Origin of the sequence: Mesorhizobium sp. B3-1-9 (assembly GCF_006439595.1) — a bacterium.
GTDB lineage: Bacteria > Pseudomonadota > Alphaproteobacteria > Rhizobiales > Rhizobiaceae > Mesorhizobium.
The window spans coordinates 1-21,939 of the sequence record NZ_VFTJ01000033.1 but is presented as its reverse complement, the minus strand read 5'-3'; the positions used below and the strand labels follow the sequence as shown (position 1 = coordinate 21,939).

Genomic DNA, 21,939 nt, shown 5'->3' with positions numbered 1-21,939 from the left:
ATTTTCTTGAAACCGGACCAACTGTGACCGGCCAGTATGGCTGATTTGGTCAGTCCTTGTGCATTTTTCCAGCAGCCGGCAATCCTTCGGACCTTTGATCCGCATCGCGGGCGCGCTGCTTGTCAGTGTCGCGGGCGCGCTCCTTGTCAGCGTCGCCGGCGCGCCGCGACCGCGTCTGGGCCTTGCGCTTCTGCAGATTGGCGCGCAGCGCCTCGGCCAGCCGGTCCTTGCGCTCGCCGTCGCCTTTTTTCGGTGGATTTGCCTTGTCGTTCATCGTCCGATCCCTGGCCGGCGGTCAGCCGGCCGCGATTCCGCAATGGCTAGCATTTTAACGCGCCCATGTCATGGAAGCGGGCCGAGAGCCGATTTCACGCTATGGATCAGCCGCGCATGCCGCCCAAACCCGCATAATTGCCGGCAAGAATTAGATGCGACGCTTTGGGTTTTTCTTGGCCTTGCGCTTACCGGTTCGATATGGCAGAAGCGCCGCCATCGCAGGCTGCGGTAGCTCAGTGGTAGAGCACTCCCTTGGTAAGGGAGAGGTCGAGAGTTCAATCCTCTCTCGCAGCACCAGCTTTCCAGAACATCGAAGTGAGCCTGTCGGGCGATCGCGCCGGCTCAGTTGGTGACGTGCGACAGCCGCAGGCCGGCTTCCTCCGAGGCCTCGGCCATGCCTTCCTCCGCGAAGCGGAACATGTCCTCGAAATCCAGCTCACGCTCGAAAATGACGCCGCCGACACTGATCGCAAGCACGTCCTTGTCGCCTTTCGGCGCGAAATAGATCTCGCCGACCGTGCCGCGAATGCGCTCGCCCACGTCCTTGGCGTCCTCTTCGCTCGCGCCCGGCAGGAAGACGCCGAACATCGAGGTTCCGATCCGGCCGATCAGATCGTCCTTGCGCACCGCGGACCGGATGGCCGACGCGATCAGCCGCAAGGCCTCGTCGCCCCATTCGAGGCCGAAACGCAGGTTGATCGATGTCAGATGTTGCGGATGGATGACCAGAAAGGCCCCCGAGCGCGGGCCGATCGGTCTCGCCGCCCTCCTGTCGACCATCGAGGTGAACACCTTGCCGTTCAGGCAGCCCGTCAACTGGTCATAGGTGCCGGACCTGGTGAGTTCCTGCCGGTAGCGGCGCATCTCGATCTGTTGCCAGCCGGTGAGGGCAAACAACGGCAGACCGATGACGATCGGCACGACGATTGCCGTAACGGCCCCGCGGCCGAATGGTGTGAGGCTGTCGCTGAAAAGCAGCAGGTAGTTCAACCCAAGCGAAAGCGCGACGCAGGCGGCGGTGCCAAGCACGGCCAGCAAGATGAGGTGCTTCCACGTTTGAACCGGCGCGGTCGGTGTTTTCGTGGTCAAGGGCCAATCTCCTGTTCGACGCATCGTTTACAGGAGGCCGGTTACGATTTCGGTGTCAGGAAAGCGTACAATTTGATGCAAGTCGGCATCTTCTCCATGGCAAGCGCTGAATCCGGCGCGCCAGCGGCCGCGGCCCGCGGCTGATGACCGGCCTGGTCGTCGCCCCAGGTTTTAGAATTGCTGAACCGCTCTGACCATTCTGCTTTCACGCAAGTCCGCGAGGAGAACTGGCCACTGACTTTCCCGCTGTCGCGTTATTGCGGTGGGCCGAAAATGCCCATCCGGGCGTTTCTCGCCACCACCTCCGCCTTGCCGTAAATGCCGGTCGGAGCGGCCATCGCCCAGCCGTTTGAAACCAGCCAGGCGCCGACATCCTGCTTGCCCAGCGCGCAGGGCGCCGCGATGGCGAAACGGTCGGCGTCCGGCGGCAGCAGGCATTTCAGCGCCCGGCCGCGCAGCCAGGCGTTGAAGACGGCCCGCGCCCGCTGGCCGCAGGGCCAGGCGATGTCGTCAAACGTGCAGGTCCTGTCCGGATCTATGTCGACCGTCCCGCTGATGGCGACCGTGCGTCCCATGGCTTCGAAGACCGCCGAGGAGGTCGCGACCGGACCGAAAAGCAGGGTCTCGCGCCAATCCTGCGGCATCGGCGTCTTCGGTCGCGGCGCAAGCCCGAGTTCGCCAAGCGGAGGACGCGGTTCGATGCGCTCGATCCGGGATGGGTCGAGCGGCGGCGGCGCAATGAGATCCTCGGCGATCTTGCGCGCCGGCTGGCCCGGCCGCGCGTCATGGATCGGGGCATGGGAGGCCGGCTTCAGGTCACCGGCGCCCTGAGCCGATGCGATCGAAGCGGGCGGCAGTCGGCGCCCGCCCTCGGCGATCAGCGCCATGCCTGCGAGCAAACCGAGACCGCCGAGCGCGGACGCCAGCAGCGGGCGGCCGGGCGGATTCGCCTGGCTCACGCGCGGAACCCCGCGAGGTCGCGGCGGCTGTCGATGATGCCGCCCGAGCCCGACCCGTTAGCTCCTGTCGACACGGCGTCACCCCGTTGAACCGGATCATACATTAGACATGAGCGACAATCCTTGAAAAGCAAGGCGTTGCGTTAAGTGTCGCGCAACCAATGCGGCCTAGAATCGGTGATCGGATGTCGAGGGGATGACACGATGCGCAAGCCGATACTGCTTTTTGCCTTTCCGGCCCTGGTGCTGCTTCTGCTGGCGGCGGAGCGAGCGGCAGCAATGCTTCTCGGCTTCTATCCGGCGAGCCCCGCTGTGTGGCATGCCTGGCTGGAGCTGCGCCCGTTCTCGACCATGTTCTGGCAGCAGATAAATCTCTATCTTGGCGGGTCGATGGCGCTTGATGCTGCCATCATCGTCTTTGCGACGGGCGGCTGCTGGATGGCCAGCCGCTCAAAATGGTCCGCCGGCTTCTTCCTCGCCAACCATGCAGCCATGCTATTCGCCGGTCTGATGATCGCGCTGAGCAGCCATGCTGAAACGGCGAGCAGGATTGCCGCCTTCACGACGCCGCGCGGCTGGCGGTACTCGTTGATGGTCGACCTCAGCCTGCAGAACTGCCTCGTGTTGTGCCTCGGCCTCGCGGCCTGCGCCTATTGTCACGCCGCATTCTTGAGCGAGAAGAGGTTGCGCAGCGAAACCCGCTCGGTCCGCATGCTGACGCTGCAGCGCGATCTGTAACCGGCCGACCAGGCGGCGACAGCCCGTCTGCTCAGTTGATCTTCTTGTAATAGACCTTGCCGTCGGGTTGCTGGATGCGCTGGTAGGCCGGGTTGGGGCCTGGAGGCGCGGCCTTCCGCTTGAACGAGGGCCGCGCGTCGGCGGCATCGGCACCGCTTTCGTCGGCCGCGGAAGCATCCGCCACCGTGGTGTTGTCGAGTAGGGCTGGCTCCGGCGCGCCAGGTGCTGGCTCGCTGGCGGCGACGGGCTGGCCTTGCTCCAACTTGGCGATATTGCCGTTGATCTGGCCGAAATTCGCCTGCAACTGACGGTCCAGCGTCTCGAACCGGCTCTGGAAACCGTTGTTGACGGTGTCGATGCGGGCGCCGATCCGCTGCTCGAACTGGCCGAGCTCTCCCAGCCGCGCCTCCATCGTCTTGAGGTCGTTGACGCCGCGATAGAGATAGACGGCGGCCGTCACGTTGACGAAGGTGACGAGCGCGGCGCCCACCGCGAGGACACCGATCAGTCTGGCGCGGCTGGGCTTCCCCGGACCGGCTTCCCTGTGACCGAGTTCGATTGCCGGAACGTCCGGCTCGCTGATCATCGTCATTCAACCACCACCTTTGCGCCCACCGCGACGCGCTTGAAGAGATCGATCACATCGGTGTTCGTCAGCCGGAAGCATCCGGACGTGCCGTCGAAACCGACGCCCTTGGGATCGTTGGTGCCGTGGATGCGATAGAGCGTGTCGCGTCCGTCGCGCGACAGATAAAGCGCCCTGGCGCCGAGCGGATTGTAGGGACCGGCCGGCACCATCGCCGGCAGTTCCGGCTGGCGCGCGCGCATTTCCTTGGGCGGACGCCATTCCGGCCATTCGGTCTTGGAGGCTACCTTGACCGTTCCGGTCCAGCCGAAGCCGTCGCGGCCGACGCTGATCTGGTAGCGCAGCGCCTGGCCCTGGCCCGTCACCAGATAGAGCGCCTTTTCGTGTTTGCGGATGACGATCGTGCCCGGCGGCTCGCCGGTCTCAAAGGCGACCGCCTTGCGCAGGCTGGGGCCCATGGCCGGCAGCGGCGGCGATCCGGCCTCCGCCAAACCGCAAGCCGACATCGACGCGATGCCGATCAGGCAGGCAGCCGCGAGGCGCGCCGTCACCCAGTGCGTCGAGCTAGCGCTGGGCATTGTCCAGCCGCTCCTTGAACATGCGTTTGAGGTCCTTGTTGAAGCGCGCGCGTCCGTCCACCTCGGAAGGCAGGATGGCGCGGTTCAGCGCGTCGGCCAGAAGCGCGTTGTCCAGCGCCAGCGACTTGATGTGCGGCGCCTTGAAGATCTTCTCCAGCTCGCTGCGCGAGAAGTGGTTGCCGAACCATTTGCGCTTGTGCTTGTTGGCGACCAGCGTGATGCTGACCTTGTTGCCGCGCAATTCGCGGATCTTCTTGTAGAGCCGCTTACCTTGCCGCAGCGAAGCGACATTGAGCTCGAAGACGATGAAGATCTCGTCGCTCGTGCGCAGCACCGAATCGTGCCACGGCGTCTCGATATTGGGCAGGTCGATGACGATGTCGTCGAAGCGATAGGCGACGAGGTCAAGCAGCCTGAAGACGAAGTCGGAACCGTGCGGCTCGAACGGCAGCTGCGGCCGCTCGAAAGAGTAGAGCGTGAGGCCGGACGGCCGCGACAGCTTGATGACATCCATGAGCTCGACGTCGAGCCGGTCCGGCTGGCCGATGATGCCGGAGAGGTCGAACTGGTTGAACTGGTTCAGGTAGGCGCCGCAATTGGCGCTCTGGAAGTCGAGGTCGACGAGGCAGGTCGAGGCCGCGCGCTCGGCCGATTTCGAGGCAAGGTGCTCGGCCGCCGAGATCGCCAGCGTGGTTGCGCCGGCGCCGCCGCTGGCGGCGATGAAGGTGATGATGCGGCTCTTGGTGCCCTGGCTGCCGGTGTCGTGGAAGGTGACGGCGTTGAGCAGCTCCTTGGCGTCGAGCGGCTTGTGCAGCCAGTCCGACGCGTTCATGCGCACCAGGACGCGCGTCTGCTCGGAGGTGAGCTCGTCGGAGATCGCGATCAGCGGCACCGAGGCCCAGGCCGCGCGCGCCTCGACGATCGCCGCATTGCCGAGCAGTTCGCCATTGCCGAGATCGAGGATGATGATGCCCGGCCGGCTGTCGACAGGCGGCCCTTTGAGGAACTCCGCCGCGTCCGAGACCTTGACGTCATAGATCGCCAGCGCGTCGAGCCGCGTGGTCACGTCGCGCTTGAAATTAGCATCGGCGGAAAACAGCGCCACCTGCTTTCGCTTGGTCGGGAGAACTCTGGTGTCGATGGCGTTCATGGTGGCGCGCTCGTTTTCAAGTCTTCGCCCGTGACCGTGCTCAGCATGGAGGGCATGTTGATGTTGGCGAACCCCATCAGTCCGCTCAGGAAGAAGAACTGGAAAGTTCGGTTCTGCAGGTTGACTGTGATGGTCGGCACAGGGCCGCCGAGCCTGGTCTGGAATCCAAGTCCCGTTGCCGAATAGGTTATGACCACGTCGGTTCTCAAGAGGCCGGGAAAGAAATGGCACATGCCGGGCCTTTGGGTTCCCGTGAGGGCGGGGCAGGCATCGTCGTTGGTGACGGCTGTGTCGCCTCTGAAGATGCGGCTGAAGGCGTTGACGTCGAAGTTGGCGGAGTTGCCATTACAAGCGCCAGTGCTGCCGGTATATTGGCAGACGAACGGGGCATAGGCGCCGGCCGCAACTGGCGCCCCTGGCACCGATGTCGGCGCCGCGGCCGCAAGCACGGTTGCCTTCACTACGGGATCGGAAATCGAGGCAAGCCTTGCGCCGATCTGCACGGCCTTGGTTGCACCATTCCATTGATAGAGGGCGTAACCGAAATCGACGAAGCCGAGCGTCAGCGCAAATAGTAACGGCGCGACGATGGTCATCTCGACCATGGCCGAGCCCTGCTCTGATTTTGCGAACAGCGTCATCATCGTCAGAACCGGATCAACCGCTCCTCATGGAAGCCGCTTAGGGTGATCGGGCCGATGTTGAGAAGCGCCAGCATACCGACGCCGCTATAGGGATAGGTACCTGCCGCTCTGACGATGCAGACTTGCGGAGTCACCGACCGGTATTGGGTAACGCCGGCAACGACGGCGTCATGGCACGAGCCGCTGGCGCCAATGGTCACCGTGACATTCGCCTTCTGCCACCCGCTGACGCGCGGTGTGTTCGTCACATTGCCGCTCACGACAGTCAGTGAAGCCGTGCCGTAGACAGCGATGTTCGTTGCCATGTCGGCGCAGTCGATAGCCGACCAGCCGACATCGGTGTACATCTGGCTGTTGCAACGAGCCCCGAAGCGGGCTGCGTCGGTTAGCCCGGCTTCCATCAGCAGCTTGTCGTGAATGAGATTGCCGAACTCAAATACGCCGGCCGACAGGAACAGCATCAGCGGCGCGACGAGGGTCATCTCGACGAGCACTGCGCCACGCTGATCTTGGCGGAATTTTTTCAGATGACGTGCGATGTCTTGAAACATTGACGTCACCTGTAGAGCTGCGCTTCGTCGCGAAGATAGTTGTCCAGCGTGCCGCGTCCGCCTTTACCCGTGATGTCGACCAGTTCGACATAGATGTTCTTGCCGTCCTTGATCGGCTCGGTGATGAAGAAACTGCCGAAGCGCCTGACCGGAACCGTCGCTCGGCCCTTGAAACTCACGCCGCTTGCCTGGAGCGCACTGCAGTCCAGGATCGCGCCGTAGAGCAAGCGGCGGTCGGTAGTGGTAATCGGTGTGCCTGCCGCTGCCGGAGGGATGCCCTGTTCGCCGCCGACTGAGGCGTCGCCGACAATGCTGTCGGACGTGTTGCCATCGCCATTAGGATCGATCTCGTAGCGATAGGTCTCGTAGCGCGTCGGAAGGTCGGCGCCGGTGCCCGACAGGGCTGACGGAACAGCACGCGTAGGATGGTTGGCGGCCCAATAGCGGGCGAAATTCCAGTCGCCGGCGCCCATCCGGCCACCCATCATCGTGCAGTCGCCGGCGATCTGGCACGAATCGCGCTCGAGGCCAATTCCCTTGGTGGCATCTGTTTGGTAGTCGACCTTGTTGTCCGCGACGTACTGGTCCCAGTTTATTGCGCCCTTGCGCACGTTGACCGCGGGTCCGTCCGAATAATTGGAAGAGTTGATGCCGAACCGGGAGTTGATTCCATTCTGCACGGGACCGGAGTTCTGTCCCGGCTCTGTTTGGACGCCATCGCGCGAATAGCAGTTCTGTGGTTTGGAGTCCGCGAGCATCTTTTCAAGCTCGTTGGCGCCGTTTCCAAATGGTGAGGACAAGAAAGCGAAATTGCCCGGGGCGTACGATCCGTCACCGCGCAACACGATTTGCCGTCGACGATATTGCCTGCTTTGCGCCGCCTGCTCCAGTGTCACGCCCCCGGTGACACTGGTATCTTCGTACGGATTGCACATGAACACCGGGGTGTATTCGCAAACGCTCGACGTGAAGCCGGCGACTGCCGTAGCGCCGACGTTGAAATTGTTGCTGGCGGAGTTTCCGGTAAGAAATGAGGCTGGAAAGATAGCGGCAAATCCCTTTGGCGTGACCGTCACTTGAACAAACCGGGTCTCCAATTCGCCAACTGCAGGGTCGGTGTTGGCGTAGTTGGCTGTCGTTATGGCGGCGGTGTCGTCGGTCGGAAGGCTCTTCAGGAAACACCAGGAGATGTTTCCCGAACTATTGCACCGCTGAGTGCCGCCTGGCTGTCCCGAGGTCAGGGGATTTCGGCCGGATGTTGAGAAGTTGCTTTCATTGCTGACGAGCGTCGCCATGGCCCGTTCTGCACGACCCCAGGCGCCACTCGTACCGTCCAGCTCGGCCGCGCCAGCAAGCGCAAACGCATCGGTCCCCTTCTGCAAATCATTATGCAGATTGTTCGCTCGGCTCATGTCGATGACCAGCAGCGAAAAACCGATAATTGCCGGCAGCATGATGCTGACGAGGACGAGCGCCATGCCACGCTGATCACGCCAGAATCTGCGTATGGTCCCCAACATGACCTTGCTCTCTTTCGTCCTGCGCCGGCCCTCGTCGCCTGGCGCGACCCCGCATTTTTTTGCTCAGTTGGTGGTGCTCGTTCCAACCGACGGCCCGACATTGACTGTCATGTTCGTCGTCGGGCCCCCGCTTGGCGGAAGCTTGTATTTCTGCACGACGCCGACGGACCGCGCGCCGTCACCTTCGATCTTCGTGTTGTTGGACGCCGGATTGTACGGGTCGACCGTCTGCAGCAGCTGATTGGTCTTCTGCGAGTCGCCGGACGCCAGCGTCATCGTGTCGTAATTGTTCAGGTAGTCGGACGCGCAGCCCGCGAGCAGGCTGCTACCGAGAAGAACGAGCAGGAGCTTACTTCTTGACATAGAGCAGCTTGTCCTTCGATTTCACATCCAGCATGTGGCCATAGGGGCCGGTGACACCGTCGCCATGCTCGTACATACGGATCATGTCCTTGCTGACTTCGAGCTGGCCGAGCAGCACGAGTTCCGGGTCGTTGGCCGGCTTCGTCTTGTCGAAAGGCGTCGCTAGTTGCTCGCCGGGCTTCACCGGTCGCACGAGATGCGGCGTCACGATGACGACAAGCTCGGTCTCTTCCTTCTGCGTGCTCGAATTGTGGAACAGCGCCCCAACGATCGGTACCTGGCCGAGCCAAGGTACCTGGTCTTGCTGCTTGGTGTTTTTGCTCGAAAGCAGGCCACCCACGGCAAAGCTTTGGCCGTCGCGCAGATCGACCACGGTCGATAGTTTGCGATTGGTGAAGATCGGATCGCCGGCGCTGGTGAAGCCGGTCAGATCGCTGACTTCCGGCGCCAGCTTGATGTGAATCTTGCCGTCGTCCAGCACCACCGGCGTGAAGTTCAAATTGACGCCGAACTGCTTGAACACGATCTCTACTTCACCTTGAGAATTGACGCTGCGCACCGGCACTTCGCCGCCGGCATTGAAGCTGGCCGTCTCACCGGAAACCGTGGTGAGATTAGGCTCGGCCAGCGTACGAACGACGCCCTTTGATTCAAGCGCCTCGATGATGAGATCCACCTTGATGTTGCTGTCGATAACGCGGGTAATCAGCGCTGCGAACGGATTAGTATTCGACAAAAGCCCGGTAACGAGATCGCCGGCGCCGAGCACATGATTATCCGCATCGACTGCCGCAATGCCCGTACCTGTTCGCGTCGTGCCGCGGCTGTTTGTGCTCCTTATCGACACACCAAGATCGCGCCCGGCATTGCGCTTGGCCTCGAGGATTCGTACCGACAGATTGACCTGCTCGCTGTCGTCGATGGTGACGGCATTGATGATGGCGTCCGGGCCATATTGCTGAGTGACTTCCACGATGGATGCCAGCGTCGCGGCGTCCTTGACATGGCCGCTCAGGCGAACCTTGCCGTTGATCGAGCCGATCTCGATACGGGCCTTTGGCGCCACCTGGCGAATGGCTACCGCCATGTCGCTGACATCCTGGCCGACCTCGATCTGGATGGCGCCCAGCGAGCGCTTGTCCTCGGAAAACAGATTGACAGTGGTGGTGCCGACGGTTTTGCCGATGATGTAGAGCGTCTTGTCGGTCATCGGCTGCGCGTCGGCGATCTTCTCATCGCCGACGACGATGTCGCCTAAGGTAGCGTTCACCTGGATCGTGGCGGATTGAGAAACCGGCACGAACACGCGGTGCAGCGACGGACGCGACACGTCGATGAACCGGTCAGCCGCCCTGGCTGGATGGCCAAGCATCGCCGGTGCGACCAAGAAGGATAGCGCGACCGCCGCTATCCTAACCCAAGATCCCTGCATTCCCCGTCTCCCCGTTTGCTGCCTGTGGCAGCCCGCCGCGCCGACCGTCGTCAGTCTTGTCGCGGCACTTCGTATGATTCCAGCTTGACGCCGCGAAACACGCCGATTGTCGCGAGCTTGGGCGGTTCAGGCTGGACGTATTTGATCACTTCCTTCACTTGCTGCTGAGGCGCGGCAGCCACGATCGTGACCGGCTTTGTCTTGCTGATCTGGTCGATCTGGCTGCCGACCCGTTCCACCGCCTTGGCCAGTCCGTCGATCTTCTCGTCGGCCTGCTTGCGCGCGGCTTCATCAGCTTTCTGCTTATCCAACTCGGCCTGGCGCTTGGCGACATCGTCCGGCGTGTCGCCGGTCAGATCCGCCAGGGTTACTCTCTCATTCGTCTCACCCTTGCTGCCGGCAGCCTGGCGCAACGCCAGCGACAACTGGCCGGCTCCCGCAGCCAAGGTGAGCTTCTGGGCATCCTTGGTGCTGACTTCGACCGTGACGGCTTTCACGACTTGCGGGGCATCCTTGCTTTCATCTGCGACCTGGTCGACGGCAAGCACCTTCACGCTCTGCAGCAACACGTCGACGAAGCTTCTATCAGCGCCGTCGTCGCCGCGAACGTTCCGGGTCAGAAGCACGTCGACCCTGTCGCCTGGAAAGACAAATCCCGCGACGCCGAGCACGTCGTTGACGCGGATGGAAACTGCTTTCATGCCCTCGGCAAGCACCGCCGACAGCGTGGCCCGCTGGCCTGGGCCAGTAATTTTGGCAGCGAGAACAGGCTCATTGGCGCTGATCGATTGCAGCGCCTGGCGCGCCCCTTCGCCAGCCATCGCTTCCTTGACGGTCTTGAACGCACCGGTCGGGACCGCTCCTGCCGGCCATGCAATTTCGCGCAATTTGTCGACGCTCAGAGCGTCGCCGAATTTCAGGGGGACCGCCGCGACTACGACAGTGCTCGCTTGCACGCCGTTGGACTGCGCCAAGGCATTGCGCTGGCCAGCAAGCCAGATATTGACGAGCACAACCGCCAGGACGCCGAATATACCGGCGAGCACGATCATAATCAGTGTATTAGCGCGCATTTGCCCCAAGCCCCATTCAAGCAAACCCACCTAGCGCAGACAAACGGCGCCCAACTCGAGATTGCTTTGCTACATCTAGTCGACCGGGCCCGAAGGCCCTCTCCGGGCCCGGTCAGTTTCTGAATCAGCAGCCGGTCACGTTCGCATCGGTGGTCTTGAGATTGGTGCACAGCGTGGTCCACTGATCTTTGACGTAAATACCAACGCCAATGATGATCGCGATCACAGCTGCCGTGATGATGCCGATCAGAATGGAGTATTCGACCATGGCAGCGCCGTTATCGTCGTCACGGAACTGCCGGGCCAAGGCCATGAGCTTCTTCATGCCAATTTCTCCCTTGGGATCCAATTTCGACCAGGCCCGAGGGTCGTTTCCGGGCCTGGCCAATTTCTGGGTCAGCAGCCGGTCACCTTCGCATCCGCAGTCTTCAGATTGGTGCACAACGTGGTCCACTGATCTTTGACATAGATACCAACGCCGATGATGATCGCGATCACCGCTGCGGTAATGATACCGATCAGAATCGAATATTCGACCATAGCAGCGCCGTTGTCGTCGTCGCGGAACTGCCGGGCCAAGGTCATGAGCTTCTTCATGCCAATTTCTCCCTTTGGAGGTTTGAACCCGACGAGACAGAGCCAAGGAATGTACCCCATACCCAAGCATCCCCCGTCACGTTCAATCCTAGGTCGTGCGAAAAAGCAGTGTCAAACGGATTAACGGAAGCTTAACCTTTCAATACTCGGCTCTTGGCATTTTCATTTGGGACAAGGGCTTGATTCGCCTCATTTTTCAAGTCTCCTTAACCATTCATTCACAATTCGGCCACGGTTAGGTCTTTTTGCGGATGGGTTAGAGTTCCTGCATAATTCTTTATATCTAATGGCTTAGGGGCATCGTCCCCTTTGCTGCGGCAAAGGTCCTAGGACTTTAGTCTGGGGGCTAAAGATTGGCCCGAAATAGTTATGTGGCATCATCGCCACTTTTTTAACTATGTCGCAAGTAATTGCCGGTGCTTTGCCTCGCGCCGCTTGTGCCCCTTGTGGTTAACGCTTAGTTTCTGGCTTGGGGATATCGAAAGGGGCGGACGGCATGTTGGGTCGCTTCATCAAAGGGCCGGGTGAGCAGCGGGCGCCGCTGGTGGCACCCGTGGTTGCGGCGGCGAACGGAACAACTGCCGTCATTACGGCTGATGCCGAACCGCAAGCTCTCGACTTCCTGACCTTGAAGGTCGAGCTGCATCGCCACCTCATCGATCGCTTCAATCTGGCGGCGCTGGAAACCGCGTCGAAGGACGAGATCCTGGACGAGATCCGACCGATCGTGCGCGAGTTCGTGCGCAGCCGGAACGTTCCCCTGAATGCCCGCGAGCTCGATCAGCTGACCAGCGACACGGCCGACGAGATGCTAGGCCTCGGGCCGATTGAGCCACTGCTCAAGGACGATTCGATCGCCGATATCATGATCAATACCCATGAGCGCGTCTTTATAGAACGCCGCGGTACGATCGAGGAAACCTCGATACGTTTCCGCGACGAGGCGCATCTGCTGCGTATCATCAACAAGATCGTGTCTGCCATTGGTCGCCGCGTCGATGAATCAGCGCCCATGGCTGATGCGCGTCTGGCCGACGGGTCGCGCGTCAACATCGCGGTACGGCCGGTTTCGGTCGATGGTCCGCTGGTCTCGATCCGCAAATTCTCGAAGAATCCTTATTCGCTGGAACGCCTGATGGCGTTCAATTCGATCCGCCAACCGATGATCGACATGCTCAAAATCGCGGTGCAGGCGCGCAAGTCGATCCTGGTTTCGGGCGGCACCGGCAGCGGCAAGACGACGTTGCTCAACGCGCTGTCGAGCTACATTCCGTCGAAGGAGCGCCTAGTCACCATCGAGGACGCGGCCGAACTGCAGCTGCAGCAGCCGCATGTCGGCCGGCTGGAAACGCGCCCGCCCAATGTCGAGGGCAAAGGCGAGATCCGCCAGCGCGAGCTGGTCAAGAATGCGCTACGCATGCGGCCCGACCGCATCATCGTCGGCGAGGTACGCGGCGAGGAAGCCTTCGACATGCTTCAGGCTATGAACACCGGCCACGAAGGCTCGATGACCACGATCCACGCCAACACGCCGCGCGACGCCATCTCCCGCATGGAACAGATGGTGGGCATGGCCGGGCTGCCGATGACGCATGAATCGATCCGCGCACAGATCGCTTCGGCCATCGACATCATCGTGCAGACGCAGCGCCTCTCCGATGGCGGACGGCGCGTCGTCTCCATCTCGGAAATAACCGGCATGGAAGGCAACATCGTGCAGTTGCAGGAAATCTATCACTATGTCAGGCGCGACGTCGCCGCCGATGGCACCATTATCGGCGATTTCCGCGCCACCGGCGTTCGCCCGCGCTTTGCCGGGGAGGCGGCCACGCTCGGCCTCCACTTTGCCAAGGATGCCTTCAATCCGCAGGTGGCGCTGTAATGCTGACGGGACAGACACTGCTCTATTTCATCTATGTGGTTGCGGCCGCCTCAGTCATCCTCGCTGGTGAGGCCTTCTATCTTTCACTGGCCAGCCGGCGTTCGCGTCGGGTCGCGGTCAATCATCGACTCCGCCTTATCGCCAATGACGCGCCGGCAGAGCAAACATTGCAAAGCCTGTTGCGCGAACGTGGACTGACCGACTCGGGAGACTTCATCTCCAGTTTTGTTTGGTTAAATCGGCTGTACACCCAGTCGGGTGTTACAGGAAACCCGATGACTTTCGTCGTTTCGTTTGTTCTGGCTGGCCTGGCGATGGCGTTGCTGCCTTGGTTTTTCCTGCACGTTGCAGCGCCAGCAGCTTTCATCATCTTTCTCGTGGTAGGCCTTGCCTTGCCGCTTCTTGTTTTGCGCCGGGCACGTACCAAACGGATTCAGAAATTCGCCAAACAATTGCCCGACGCTCTCGACATGATCGTTCGTTCGCTGCGCGCAGGTCATCCTGCTTCCGTCGCAATAGGTCTTGTGGCGCGTGAGATACCTGACCCACTTGGCACGGAATTCGGCATTGTCGCCGACGAGATCACCTTCGGACTCAGCATGGAGCAGGCGGTCCGGAAATTGTCGGAGCGGGTCGGCTTCGAAGGCCTGCACCTGCTGGCCGTGTCGCTCGCTATCCAAGCCAAGACGGGAGGCAACCTAACGGAGATTCTTGCAAACCTTTCATCCGTGTTGCGCGAAAGGCAAAAGCTCAGACTGAAGATCAGGGCGCTTTCGGCCGAGGGTCGCGCGTCGGCATGGCTCATCTCGCTGTTTCCTGTCGTCATGTTTCTGATCCTGATCCTCGTTGCGCCTTCCTACTATGGCCAAGTCTGGGGCAGTCCGTTGATCCTGCCGGTGTTCCTGGCGTTTGGGACTTGGGCGCTGCTCGGCGACTACATCATGTATCGCATGGTCACGTTCGATTTTTAGGAGCGACCATGAGCCTGCTTTCGAATACAGACGACCTGGCCTTTCTCGTCTCTCTCGCGGTCTTCGCCGCCGCTGGAGCCCTGTTTCTGTTCGGTGCGCTGGTATTCCTGCCGGCGATGCAGACGCGCAAGTTGGTGACGGATAGCCTTGTCGGCGACGGGCAAGTGGATCGCCGATCAATCCTGGGACAAGACAGTCTCGCCAAGGCCGCGGCGCAAAAGCCGATCGAAGCCTATTTCAAATCGATGGAGAAAGAGCGCAACGAGCCTGACGCCCTCGAGGCCAAGCTCTTTCGAGCGGGCTTTTATCATTCCAGCGCGCCTCTCATTTACACGCTTTGCCGGCTGGGCGTCGTCGCCATAGGCTTTCTGGCTATTTATGCCCTCCTGTCGAGGATATTGCCGCCATCGCTGCCAGGATTCATTGCCCTCGCCGCGTCGTCGCTCTTCGGACTAGCCTGCATCGTTGTTCCCAGCATCATGCTTGATCGTTTCGAGAAGGCGCAAAAGCAGGTCTATCGCCGCGCCTTCCCAGACTTCATGGACATGATGATCACCTGCGCCGATGCCGGCATGAGCCTCGAGGCGGCGGTCGAGCGTGTGAGCCAGGAGATGGCAAGCACCCATAAATGGCTGGGCATCCAACTCTCGATCATGAATCTGCAATTGCGTGCTGGGAAGCCGCTTCGCGACGCCTTGCGCGAACTGGCGGACCGTATCGGACTTGATGAAGCCAAGGCATTGGCGGTGCTGTTCCGGCAATCGGAAGAACTCGGCACCAGCCTCACCGATGCCTTGCGGGTCTATAGCGCCGAGATGCGCGGCCAAAGAATTTTGTCTGCGGAAGAGCGCGCCAATGCACTGCCGGTCAAAATGATGATCCCGCTGGGGCTCTGCATTTTCCCCGTCGTGATGATGGTCATCATGCTGCCGGTGCTCATTCGCATGAAGGGCATTTTTTTCTGAATCGTCGTATGCTTATCTTCTAAAATAGAATCGGAGAGCATGTTGGGGCATATAGTGAAAAGGCCGATACGCCTCGCCGCCGCGGCAATGCTGCTGGCGGCTCTTGCCGGTTGTCAGTCGACCGATGGCAACAGCACCGGCGTCGTGCGTACCAATGAGCCCGCCAAAGGCGATTACACTGCCTTCGGCGACGCCTTCGACGGCCTCAAGACGGTGAGCGACGTCGACTACTACGCCTCCGACCAGGCGGTCACCGAGGCCAAGACGCAGTTCCGTTCCGAAAATTACGGCAATGCCGGCGCGTTGTTCTACAAGGCGACAAGGCTTGCGCCGAATGACGGCGTTGCCTGGCTGGGCCTCGCCGCGTCCTGCGACCGCATCCGCCGTTTCGATCTGGCCGACATGGCCTATGGTCGCGCCTACCGGTTGCTCGGCGCGACGCCGGAATATTACAACAATGTCGGCTATTCCTATTTGCTGCGCGGAAAGCTACAGGACGCTCGCAGCAACTTCCTCAAGGCTTATGAACTGGCGCCCAACGATCCGACCGTGGCCAACAATCTGAAGCTGCTGTCGTCAAGCGTGCAGAACATCGAACGGTAGGACAAGCCATGTTGCTGACCGCTTCGCTTGTCTTCCAGGGGCTGGCAATCCTATTGCTTGGGCGGATTGCCTGGACAGATTTCACCACGCAGAGAATATCTAACTATCACGTGCTACTGCTCCTGTGCCTCGGCCTTGGAACTCTGCAATTCCAATCATTGCAAAGTCATTCATGGCTGGAGATGGGCATGAGCGCGTTTGGCGGCGTTGCGCTGTTCCTTGCTCTTTTTCCGTTCTGGTTTTTGCGCAAGGTCGGCGCCGGCGATGTCAAGCTGATGAGCGTCACGCCGTTTCTGGTTGGTGGAAGCAATCTAGCTGTGTTTTCCGTGTTGCTGCTGATTTTCGCGATTGCCACAGCGGCGGTGATCAAGAATCCCTTCGTGCTGCCGGCAGGCATATTCCGCCAATATGTGCAGCACATGGACCAGGATGGCGTCGTGCCGTTCGGCGTGCCGATTTCGGCGGCCACCATCTGCGCGATAGCGTTCCAAATGTATCACGCCGTTGTGGTGGCAACCAGCTCGGGAATTCTGGAGCAGCTAAATTGATCGTTGGGGCGGGTTCAGGTTTTTCGTCGCAGCGATTTGAGGTGAACGTGGGGAGTTGAGGGAACAAGAGTGAAGAGCGTCGGCGACTACATCATCGCCCGCTTTGATGCGTGGTGCAGACTGGCAAGCGACCCCAGTTTTTACTTCGTGGCCGCTTTTCTGCTCATCGTCTTGGGATGCGATGTTGTTCGCAAAGGTTGGCGTCGGTCCTTGTCGCGACGCGCCATCGAAAGCATAGCGGCGACCTTAGCGATCTTCCACATAAATATCTTGCTGGTTCCTGGAATTTGGCTGCTTTCGGATTACGCAAAGCAAGCTTATGACCTGCTTGGCATACCGAGCATTCCGGGCAGCGTTTGGGCCGGCCGTCCCACATGGCTGCTTAGCTTCTTCGGTATTCTGGCTGCCGACTTCGCCAATTACTGGAACCACCGCCTCATGCATATGAAGTGGCTGTGGCCCGTGCACGCGATTCACCACTCCGACCCGGTCGTCAACGGTTTGACCACATACCGTGTCCACGCGCTGGAGAATCTCGTGATGTTGGTCTCCTACACCCTTTTGCTGAGTTGGATCGGATTGCCGAGTGATGCGATCGGCTATGGCGCCTTAATCGTCCTGTTCCACAACATCTATGTCCACATCGATGTCGATTGGGGACACGGCCCGTTGCGGTTGCTTATCGCGTCGCCTCGCTTCCATCGCTGGCACCATGCCGATGTGCCGGCTGCCTACGGCAAGAACCTGGCCAACGTTTTCCCATTCTTCGACTGGATATTCGGCACCTATAGGGTGCCTGGCACTTGCAACGTCCCCCTGGGGGCTACTGGCGTTCCGCGCAACGACGTTTTGAAATTGACGCTTTGGCCTCTGATTGAGTGGTCCAGGCTCGCGATCCGCTTGCTTCCAACGGTACGGCGCCAAGTCGTTGATGATCGAGGGGATATTCCGGCCGAATAAGTCAACCCACGGTTGGGTGCCGCAAGAGTTTGCCCGGGACCCGCCCCTCAAAACCCCGAAGTCGATTTCTCCACTAGCTTCAGCTGGCCCTTCTCCACCTTGAAAAACGGCATTGACCTTTGGCTCGAGCCGTCGGCGCGGAAGCGGAAGAGGCCGGTCGAGCCGCGGAAGCCGGTCGTGTTCTCCAGCACCTGCTTGTTGAAGCCGTCGGGGCCGGCCGAGCTCGCTATGCCCGCGCTCAGCGCCACCATGTCGTAGGCATAGGCCACGTTGACGTCCGGCTGGTACTTGTAGGTCGCCTTGAAGCGGTCGGCGATCGGCCCGGTCTCGCCCTCGTCGAGCGTCGCGATATAGGCGCCCTCATAGAGCGGATCCATCGGCCGCTCGAGCCAGCGGTCGGTGCCGATCAGCGTCACCGCCTTGCCGGGAATGCCTTTTGCCTTCAGCGCGGCGAGCACGGCGATAGGGCTGCCGTCGCCGCAGGCGACGACCACGGCGTCGGGCGCCTCGACCAGCGAGCCCATGTCGGACACCACCTTGGCGCCCCCATCCGTCGCCGAATAGGGCAGCGTCACTGCAAGCGTGGCGCCATAGATGCTGAGCGCGTTGGCGACACGGGATTCGATGGGGCTCGAATCCGCGCCCGAAGGCACCAGCAGCACGAATTTCTTGGCGCCTTTGCTCGCGATCGCCGCCGCGCCCGCCGCGGCACTATCGGCTTCGCCGAGCCTTACCGAATAGACGCCGGGGCCGCCGGCGAAATTGTCGGCCAGCGCCAGCACCGGCGGCCGCTTCGAGGCGGAGAGCTTGGCAAGGTGCTGCGCCGCCGCGAGCTCGGACGGCCCGATGACGACCTTTGCCGTGCCCGACGTGATCGCCTTCACCGCGAGGTCCTTGGCGTAGCCGCTGTCGCCGCGCGTATCCTCGATCGTCAGCGTCAAAAGCTTGTCGCCGAGGTCGGCCATCGCCAGCCGCGCGCCGTCATACATCTTCCGGCCGTTCTCGCCCGTGCTGCCAGGTGCCGAAAGCGGCAGCAGCATGGCCACCTTGGTCGGTCCCGCGCCGAGCGTCAGCTGGGCCTTGGCGGCGGCCGAGGTCGGACCGCCCGAGGTCGCGCTGGCTAAGGTTTGACCGCTTGCCTGCTGGGCGGGCGCCGCCGGAGTGCCAGCCTGGCCCGCGGGTGCTGCAATCGCCGATGGATCGAGCACATCCGACGCGCCGCTCTTGGACTGGCATCCGCATAGCGCCGCGACGAGCCCGAGAGCGATCGCCCCCGATGCATGTCGCCCAAAAGTGGTCCCGGTTTTGGGGAGACGACATGCATCCGACAAAGACCTGAAGCACGCCGCAACGATCCGTTTCGGCGCGGCGCGCTTCAGGTCCGGATCGTGCCGCTCAACTTTCATGATGCTTCCACCCATGTGCCGCCAGGTATTTGCCCCGGTCTGTCTTCAACCGACCTTACCGTCTTGCTTGCTTGGCCGTCCCGTGATTCTTGCGTCATGGTTTAGCCATCGAAGAGCCGCGCTCTCAGCGCCTGTATCGCCCTTGCTTGCGCCGGGCTGCGATATTCGGCGCATTTCATGTAGCGCGGCCCGGGCACGAACGATCGGCGCACGCAGACGCGTTTCTCCTGGCCGGTAATGGCGCCGTCCATGGAAGCGTCGGAGAAGCCGATCGTCGAGACGTCGGAGAATCCGATCGTCGCCACCGGCAGCGGCCCGGCCACATCGAGGCCTTCCCGTGCCAGGATCGCGCGTGCGCGCTGGCAGTAGTTGACCGAGCGGACCGAGAAGCGGGTTTCCCCATGCCCGGCCCGGTATTTCATCACGGTGGTGCAAAGATCGCCCGCGGAGAGCCTGTTTGCCTGCGCCAGATATCTGACGCCGAGCGCGATGTTGGTAGCGGGCTCGCCGAGCTCGTCGAGCGAACCGTGAAAGCCGAGCATCCGCGCCGTTGCCGGCATCACCTGCATCAGGCCGACTTCGCCATCGGCGCCGCGCACGCCGGGATCGAAGCCGCTTTCGATCTCCATCACCGCATGCGCCAGCACCGGCTCGAGGCCGTAGAGCGACGCCTGGCAAGTGGCGAATGCCTTGAATGTCTCGCGGGTCCGCTCCGGCGCCGCAGCGCAGTGCGCCGGCCGCGCCCTCAGCGGCTGCGGCCGTTCCAGCCAGTTGGCGTGGACGGATGTTTGACCGAGACCGAGCAAGGCGACCGCTAAAGCAATTCCAGGAAAAGTGCGTAGCGGTTTTCCGTTCGGAATTGGGTCAAAACAAGGAGATAGATCGTTTCGCCGTTTCCGTGAAACGATGAAACGATCCAGCGCGATCGCCTTCGGCAATTTTCCGTCGGCCACCATCGCAGCCAGTCGGCGTCCGCTTGCCCGTCAGCTCAATGCATATATTCGACCATGCGGTCGTGGAAGCACTCGCATTTGTTGAGCGTGTCTTCGTCCTTGTAGTTCGTCTTGAGATAGCCATAGGCCATGCCGCAGGCGACCTTGGCTTCCGACGCCCAGACGAAGGCGGGGCGCGACGAGTTGATCCATTCCGGACTGTTGGCGACGGCGACCGATTCGTCCATCAGTTTCACCACATGGTCCTTGAGCTCGACCATGTTGTCGGTCAGCACCAGGTCCGATGTGCCGACGGTGCGGCAATAATTCACCGCCGGCTCGCCGATGATGTCGGCGGTGAACCCCGTCGACCCAGCCAGCAGCAGCGCCGCGGCCGAAGCCAGAAATCTTACGGAATGTCTCATGTAAGCCCCTCTTCGAATTGCGAATTCAAGCGTTGCTAATGCTTAGCATGGAAGCGTGGCCTTGCGCCACGCCTCCGAGCCACCAAGTTTGCGTCATCCAAACGATCGCACCGTCAAGTCACATTTTCCGTATGAGTGTGGGTGTGATCGTAGAGAATGGTAATCGCGGAATTGACGCCCACGCCCGTCAGCGATGCCACTTCGACCATATTGCCGCCGGCAGCGGTACCGTTGTCGTCGACCATCACGTGAGCCGCGTTGTTCGAGAAGGTGACGTTGACCGCAGCGCCCGTCTGCGCATCCGTCGTCGGTGCATTGGCGCCGAGGGATTGGAGCAGATCGGACAGATCGATGACGTCATGGCCCGGTGCATAGTCCGCGATGACGTCGGTCACGTGGAGCGTGAGCTTTGATGGATCGATCACAAATGTGTCGTTGCCCGCGCCGCCGGTCATCGTGTTCGCCCCAGCGTGACCGTAGAGGATGTCGTTCCCGTCGCCGCCGATCAGCGTGTCGTTGCCTGAGCCGCCGGTGATGACGACGCCGTCATTTCCGTCGACCGGGGCGAACGCTGTGTTATGCGCGTCGAGCGTCAGCGAGGAAGTCGTAGCGATTGTCAGGGGATCGGCGAGCGTCGAGGCGTCGCCATCGTGGTCGGTCGCCGACAGGCCGAAATTCATCGTCAGATCGTGGATCGTCGTCACCTCGCCATAGGTGATGTTGTTGAAGGCAAAGGTCGCGTTGCCGCTGACCTCATGGTCATAGGTGACGTTGATGTTATCGTAGGTGTGATTGACATACAGCGTATAGGTGCTGGTCGCCGCGTTGAACGCCACGCCGCCATTGGTGGTCAACAGCGTGTTGTCGGCGGTCTCCACGATTTTGATCGTGATGTCGGTCGAGGGCTTTGCGATCTGAAGATCGAAGTCCCTCACGGAGCCACCATTGTCGAGCACGTGGAACTGGATGTCGGCGACGCTGCTGCTGTTTCCGCCCCACTTGTTGAGAACAAAGCTGACGGTTGTCTGATCCTGCGTGAAGTTGAGGTGCAGCGTCTCGTGCACATCCATTTGCTGCCCGCTGCTGCCGACCGCGATACCCACGTTGGAAGCCTTGACCTGCGCTCCAGCACCGTTGAGATCGCCAGTGATGATGAGCTGGCCATCGGGCGAGGTAAGCGAATTTTGTGCACCACCGGAGGACGTGAACGCGGAATCACCGGTCACGGTCGTCGTGGTGATCACCGACGGCGAGTTCAAGGTGTAGTCATAGGTGCCATTCGCATTGAGATCCAGCGTGAAGAAGGCGCTGCCTGCCGGATCGCCCGAGTTCGAATAGGCATGCATCAGCACACCGCCGTCAGCCTGTGGGGTCTCGGTGTAGTAGAAGGTGAAGATCACGGCGTGCGTGGTTGCGTCCTGAACTTGAACGGTCGTGACGTCTGAGTTGGTAGTCTGGGCGAAAGTGACCGCACTGCCGCTATACGTGCCGCTCGCCAGCAGCGCGAGCGACAGGTGATCGAGCCCGTCGGCGCCGAAAGCCGCGTTGTAGGTTCCGGTGAAGCTCGTGCCGGCCTGGTTGGCCACGATCGCGTCCATGACGGAGGTGAAGACCGGGCCGTCGTCCTTGATGCTCAGCGCGTTGCCGATGTTGAGCGACTGCGAGGCCTTGTCGCCGTCGCCGTCGGTCAC

At 61.2% G+C, this 21,939-nt stretch carries 25 protein-coding genes and 1 tRNA gene; 8 read left to right on the top strand and 18 right to left on the bottom strand.

Translation table 11 applies throughout. The features are described from left to right. Positions 1–49: 49 nt before the first annotated feature. Complete coding sequence (locus tag FJW07_RS30555; protein WP_140860304.1) at positions 50–274, bottom strand: hypothetical protein; 225 nt, start codon at positions 272–274, stop codon at positions 50–52. A 224-nt stretch (positions 275–498) separates the two neighbouring features. Here FJW07_RS30555 and FJW07_RS30550 point away from each other — a divergent pair. After that, positions 499–573 (top strand) — tRNA-Thr (locus FJW07_RS30550). A gap of 45 nt (positions 574–618) precedes the next feature. On the opposite strand, the gene FJW07_RS30545 is transcribed toward FJW07_RS30550, so the two are convergent. Then, complete coding sequence (locus FJW07_RS30545) at positions 619–1,365, bottom strand: GGDEF domain-containing protein (RefSeq protein WP_246680917.1); 747 nt, start codon at positions 1,363–1,365, stop codon at positions 619–621. A 254-nt stretch (positions 1,366–1,619) separates the two neighbouring features. Continuing rightward, positions 1,620–2,324: a thermonuclease family protein gene (locus FJW07_RS30540; RefSeq protein ID WP_246680916.1), complete on the bottom strand. Its 705-nt coding sequence runs from the start codon at positions 2,322–2,324 to the stop codon at positions 1,620–1,622. A gap of 204 nt (positions 2,325–2,528) precedes the next feature. On the opposite strand from FJW07_RS30540, the gene FJW07_RS30535 reads away from it, so the two are divergent. Continuing rightward, complete coding sequence (locus FJW07_RS30535; RefSeq protein WP_140860289.1) at positions 2,529–3,062, top strand: hypothetical protein; 534 nt, start codon at positions 2,529–2,531, stop codon at positions 3,060–3,062. Positions 3,063–3,093: 31 nt separating this feature from the next. Here the strand turns inward: FJW07_RS30535 and FJW07_RS30530 are convergent, their stop codons facing one another. The 11 genes from FJW07_RS30530 to FJW07_RS30480 all read right to left on the bottom strand — a co-directional run bounded on the left by FJW07_RS30530 (position 3,094) and on the right by FJW07_RS30480 (position 11,556). Continuing rightward, complete coding sequence (locus FJW07_RS30530) at positions 3,094–3,654, bottom strand: hypothetical protein (RefSeq protein ID WP_140860280.1); 561 nt, start codon at positions 3,652–3,654, stop codon at positions 3,094–3,096. Continuing rightward, the gene (locus FJW07_RS30525; RefSeq protein WP_140860272.1) at positions 3,651–4,226 is read right to left on the bottom strand and encodes a L,D-transpeptidase; all 576 of its coding nucleotides are present in this window, start codon (positions 4,224–4,226) and stop codon (positions 3,651–3,653) included. Before FJW07_RS30525 ends, FJW07_RS30530 begins: the two co-directional genes overlap by 4 nt. Then, positions 4,213–5,376, bottom strand: a complete 1,164-nt coding sequence (locus FJW07_RS30520) for an AAA family ATPase (RefSeq protein WP_140860265.1) — start codon at positions 5,374–5,376, stop codon at positions 4,213–4,215. The genes FJW07_RS30525 and FJW07_RS30520 overlap by 14 nt, the downstream gene beginning before the upstream one ends. Continuing rightward, positions 5,373–6,020, bottom strand: a complete 648-nt coding sequence (locus FJW07_RS30515; RefSeq protein WP_140860258.1) for a TadE/TadG family type IV pilus assembly protein — start codon at positions 6,018–6,020, stop codon at positions 5,373–5,375. The genes FJW07_RS30520 and FJW07_RS30515 overlap by 4 nt, the downstream gene beginning before the upstream one ends. Before the next feature lie 2 nt (positions 6,021–6,022). Beyond that, positions 6,023–6,571 (bottom strand): TadE/TadG family type IV pilus assembly protein, encoded by a 549-nt coding sequence (locus tag FJW07_RS30510; RefSeq protein WP_246680915.1) that lies wholly within the window; start codon positions 6,569–6,571, stop codon positions 6,023–6,025. A 5-nt stretch (positions 6,572–6,576) separates the two neighbouring features. Beyond that, a complete protein-coding gene (locus FJW07_RS30505; protein ID WP_246680914.1) occupies positions 6,577–8,049 on the bottom strand; it encodes a Tad domain-containing protein in 1,473 nt (490 codons plus the stop codon). 105 nt (positions 8,050–8,154) lie between these two features. Beyond that, the gene (locus tag FJW07_RS30500) at positions 8,155–8,454 is read right to left on the bottom strand and encodes a hypothetical protein (RefSeq protein ID WP_140860237.1); all 300 of its coding nucleotides are present in this window, start codon (positions 8,452–8,454) and stop codon (positions 8,155–8,157) included. Further along, a complete protein-coding gene (locus tag FJW07_RS30495; RefSeq protein ID WP_140860229.1) occupies positions 8,441–9,886 on the bottom strand; it encodes a type II and III secretion system protein family protein in 1,446 nt (481 codons plus the stop codon). Before FJW07_RS30495 ends, FJW07_RS30500 begins: the two co-directional genes overlap by 14 nt. A gap of 50 nt (positions 9,887–9,936) precedes the next feature. Beyond that, positions 9,937–10,938, bottom strand: coding sequence for a Flp pilus assembly protein CpaB (gene cpaB / locus FJW07_RS30490; protein ID WP_246680912.1), 1,002 nt, complete (start codon positions 10,936–10,938; stop codon positions 9,937–9,939). A gap of 145 nt (positions 10,939–11,083) precedes the next feature. Next, entirely contained in the window at positions 11,084–11,284 is a 201-nt protein-coding gene (locus tag FJW07_RS30485; RefSeq protein WP_140860215.1) for a Flp family type IVb pilin, read from the bottom strand. A gap of 71 nt (positions 11,285–11,355) precedes the next feature. Beyond that, positions 11,356–11,556 (bottom strand): Flp family type IVb pilin, encoded by a 201-nt coding sequence (locus FJW07_RS30480; protein WP_140835580.1) that lies wholly within the window; start codon positions 11,554–11,556, stop codon positions 11,356–11,358. 496 nt (positions 11,557–12,052) lie between these two features. Here FJW07_RS30480 and FJW07_RS30475 point away from each other — a divergent pair, with 496 nt between their 5' ends. From FJW07_RS30475 to FJW07_RS30450, 6 genes are all read left to right on the top strand, one after another. Then, complete coding sequence (locus FJW07_RS30475) at positions 12,053–13,438, top strand: CpaF family protein (RefSeq protein WP_140860209.1); 1,386 nt, start codon at positions 12,053–12,055, stop codon at positions 13,436–13,438. Further along, positions 13,438–14,409, top strand: a complete 972-nt coding sequence (locus FJW07_RS30470; RefSeq protein ID WP_140860202.1) for a type II secretion system F family protein — start codon at positions 13,438–13,440, stop codon at positions 14,407–14,409. Before FJW07_RS30475 ends, FJW07_RS30470 begins: the two co-directional genes overlap by 1 nt. 14 nt (positions 14,410–14,423) lie before the next feature. Then, positions 14,424–15,374: a type II secretion system F family protein gene (locus FJW07_RS30465; protein WP_140860369.1), complete on the top strand. Its 951-nt coding sequence runs from the start codon at positions 14,424–14,426 to the stop codon at positions 15,372–15,374. A gap of 54 nt (positions 15,375–15,428) precedes the next feature. Beyond that, a complete protein-coding gene (locus FJW07_RS30460; RefSeq protein WP_140860195.1) occupies positions 15,429–15,977 on the top strand; it encodes a tetratricopeptide repeat protein in 549 nt (182 codons plus the stop codon). A gap of 8 nt (positions 15,978–15,985) precedes the next feature. Continuing rightward, positions 15,986–16,525, top strand: coding sequence for a prepilin peptidase (locus FJW07_RS30455; protein ID WP_140860189.1), 540 nt, complete (start codon positions 15,986–15,988; stop codon positions 16,523–16,525). Between the two features lie 69 nt (positions 16,526–16,594). After that, the gene (locus FJW07_RS30450; protein WP_140860182.1) at positions 16,595–17,485 is read left to right on the top strand and encodes a sterol desaturase family protein; all 891 of its coding nucleotides are present in this window, start codon (positions 16,595–16,597) and stop codon (positions 17,483–17,485) included. 47 nt (positions 17,486–17,532) lie between these two features. On the opposite strand, the gene FJW07_RS30445 is transcribed toward FJW07_RS30450, so the two are convergent. The 4 genes from FJW07_RS30445 to FJW07_RS31860 form a co-directional block, all read right to left on the bottom strand. Continuing rightward, positions 17,533–18,693 (bottom strand): ABC transporter substrate-binding protein, encoded by a 1,161-nt coding sequence (locus tag FJW07_RS30445; protein WP_246680911.1) that lies wholly within the window; start codon positions 18,691–18,693, stop codon positions 17,533–17,535. Between the two features lie 299 nt (positions 18,694–18,992). Next, a complete protein-coding gene (locus FJW07_RS30440; RefSeq protein ID WP_181182771.1) occupies positions 18,993–19,697 on the bottom strand; it encodes a lytic transglycosylase domain-containing protein in 705 nt (234 codons plus the stop codon). A gap of 182 nt (positions 19,698–19,879) precedes the next feature. Beyond that, a complete protein-coding gene (locus tag FJW07_RS30435; RefSeq protein ID WP_140860175.1) occupies positions 19,880–20,248 on the bottom strand; it encodes a hypothetical protein in 369 nt (122 codons plus the stop codon). Between the two features lie 113 nt (positions 20,249–20,361). After that, the coding region (locus FJW07_RS31860) for a type I secretion C-terminal target domain-containing protein (protein WP_181182770.1) at positions 20,362–21,939 on the bottom strand (1,578 nt) is incomplete at its 5' end.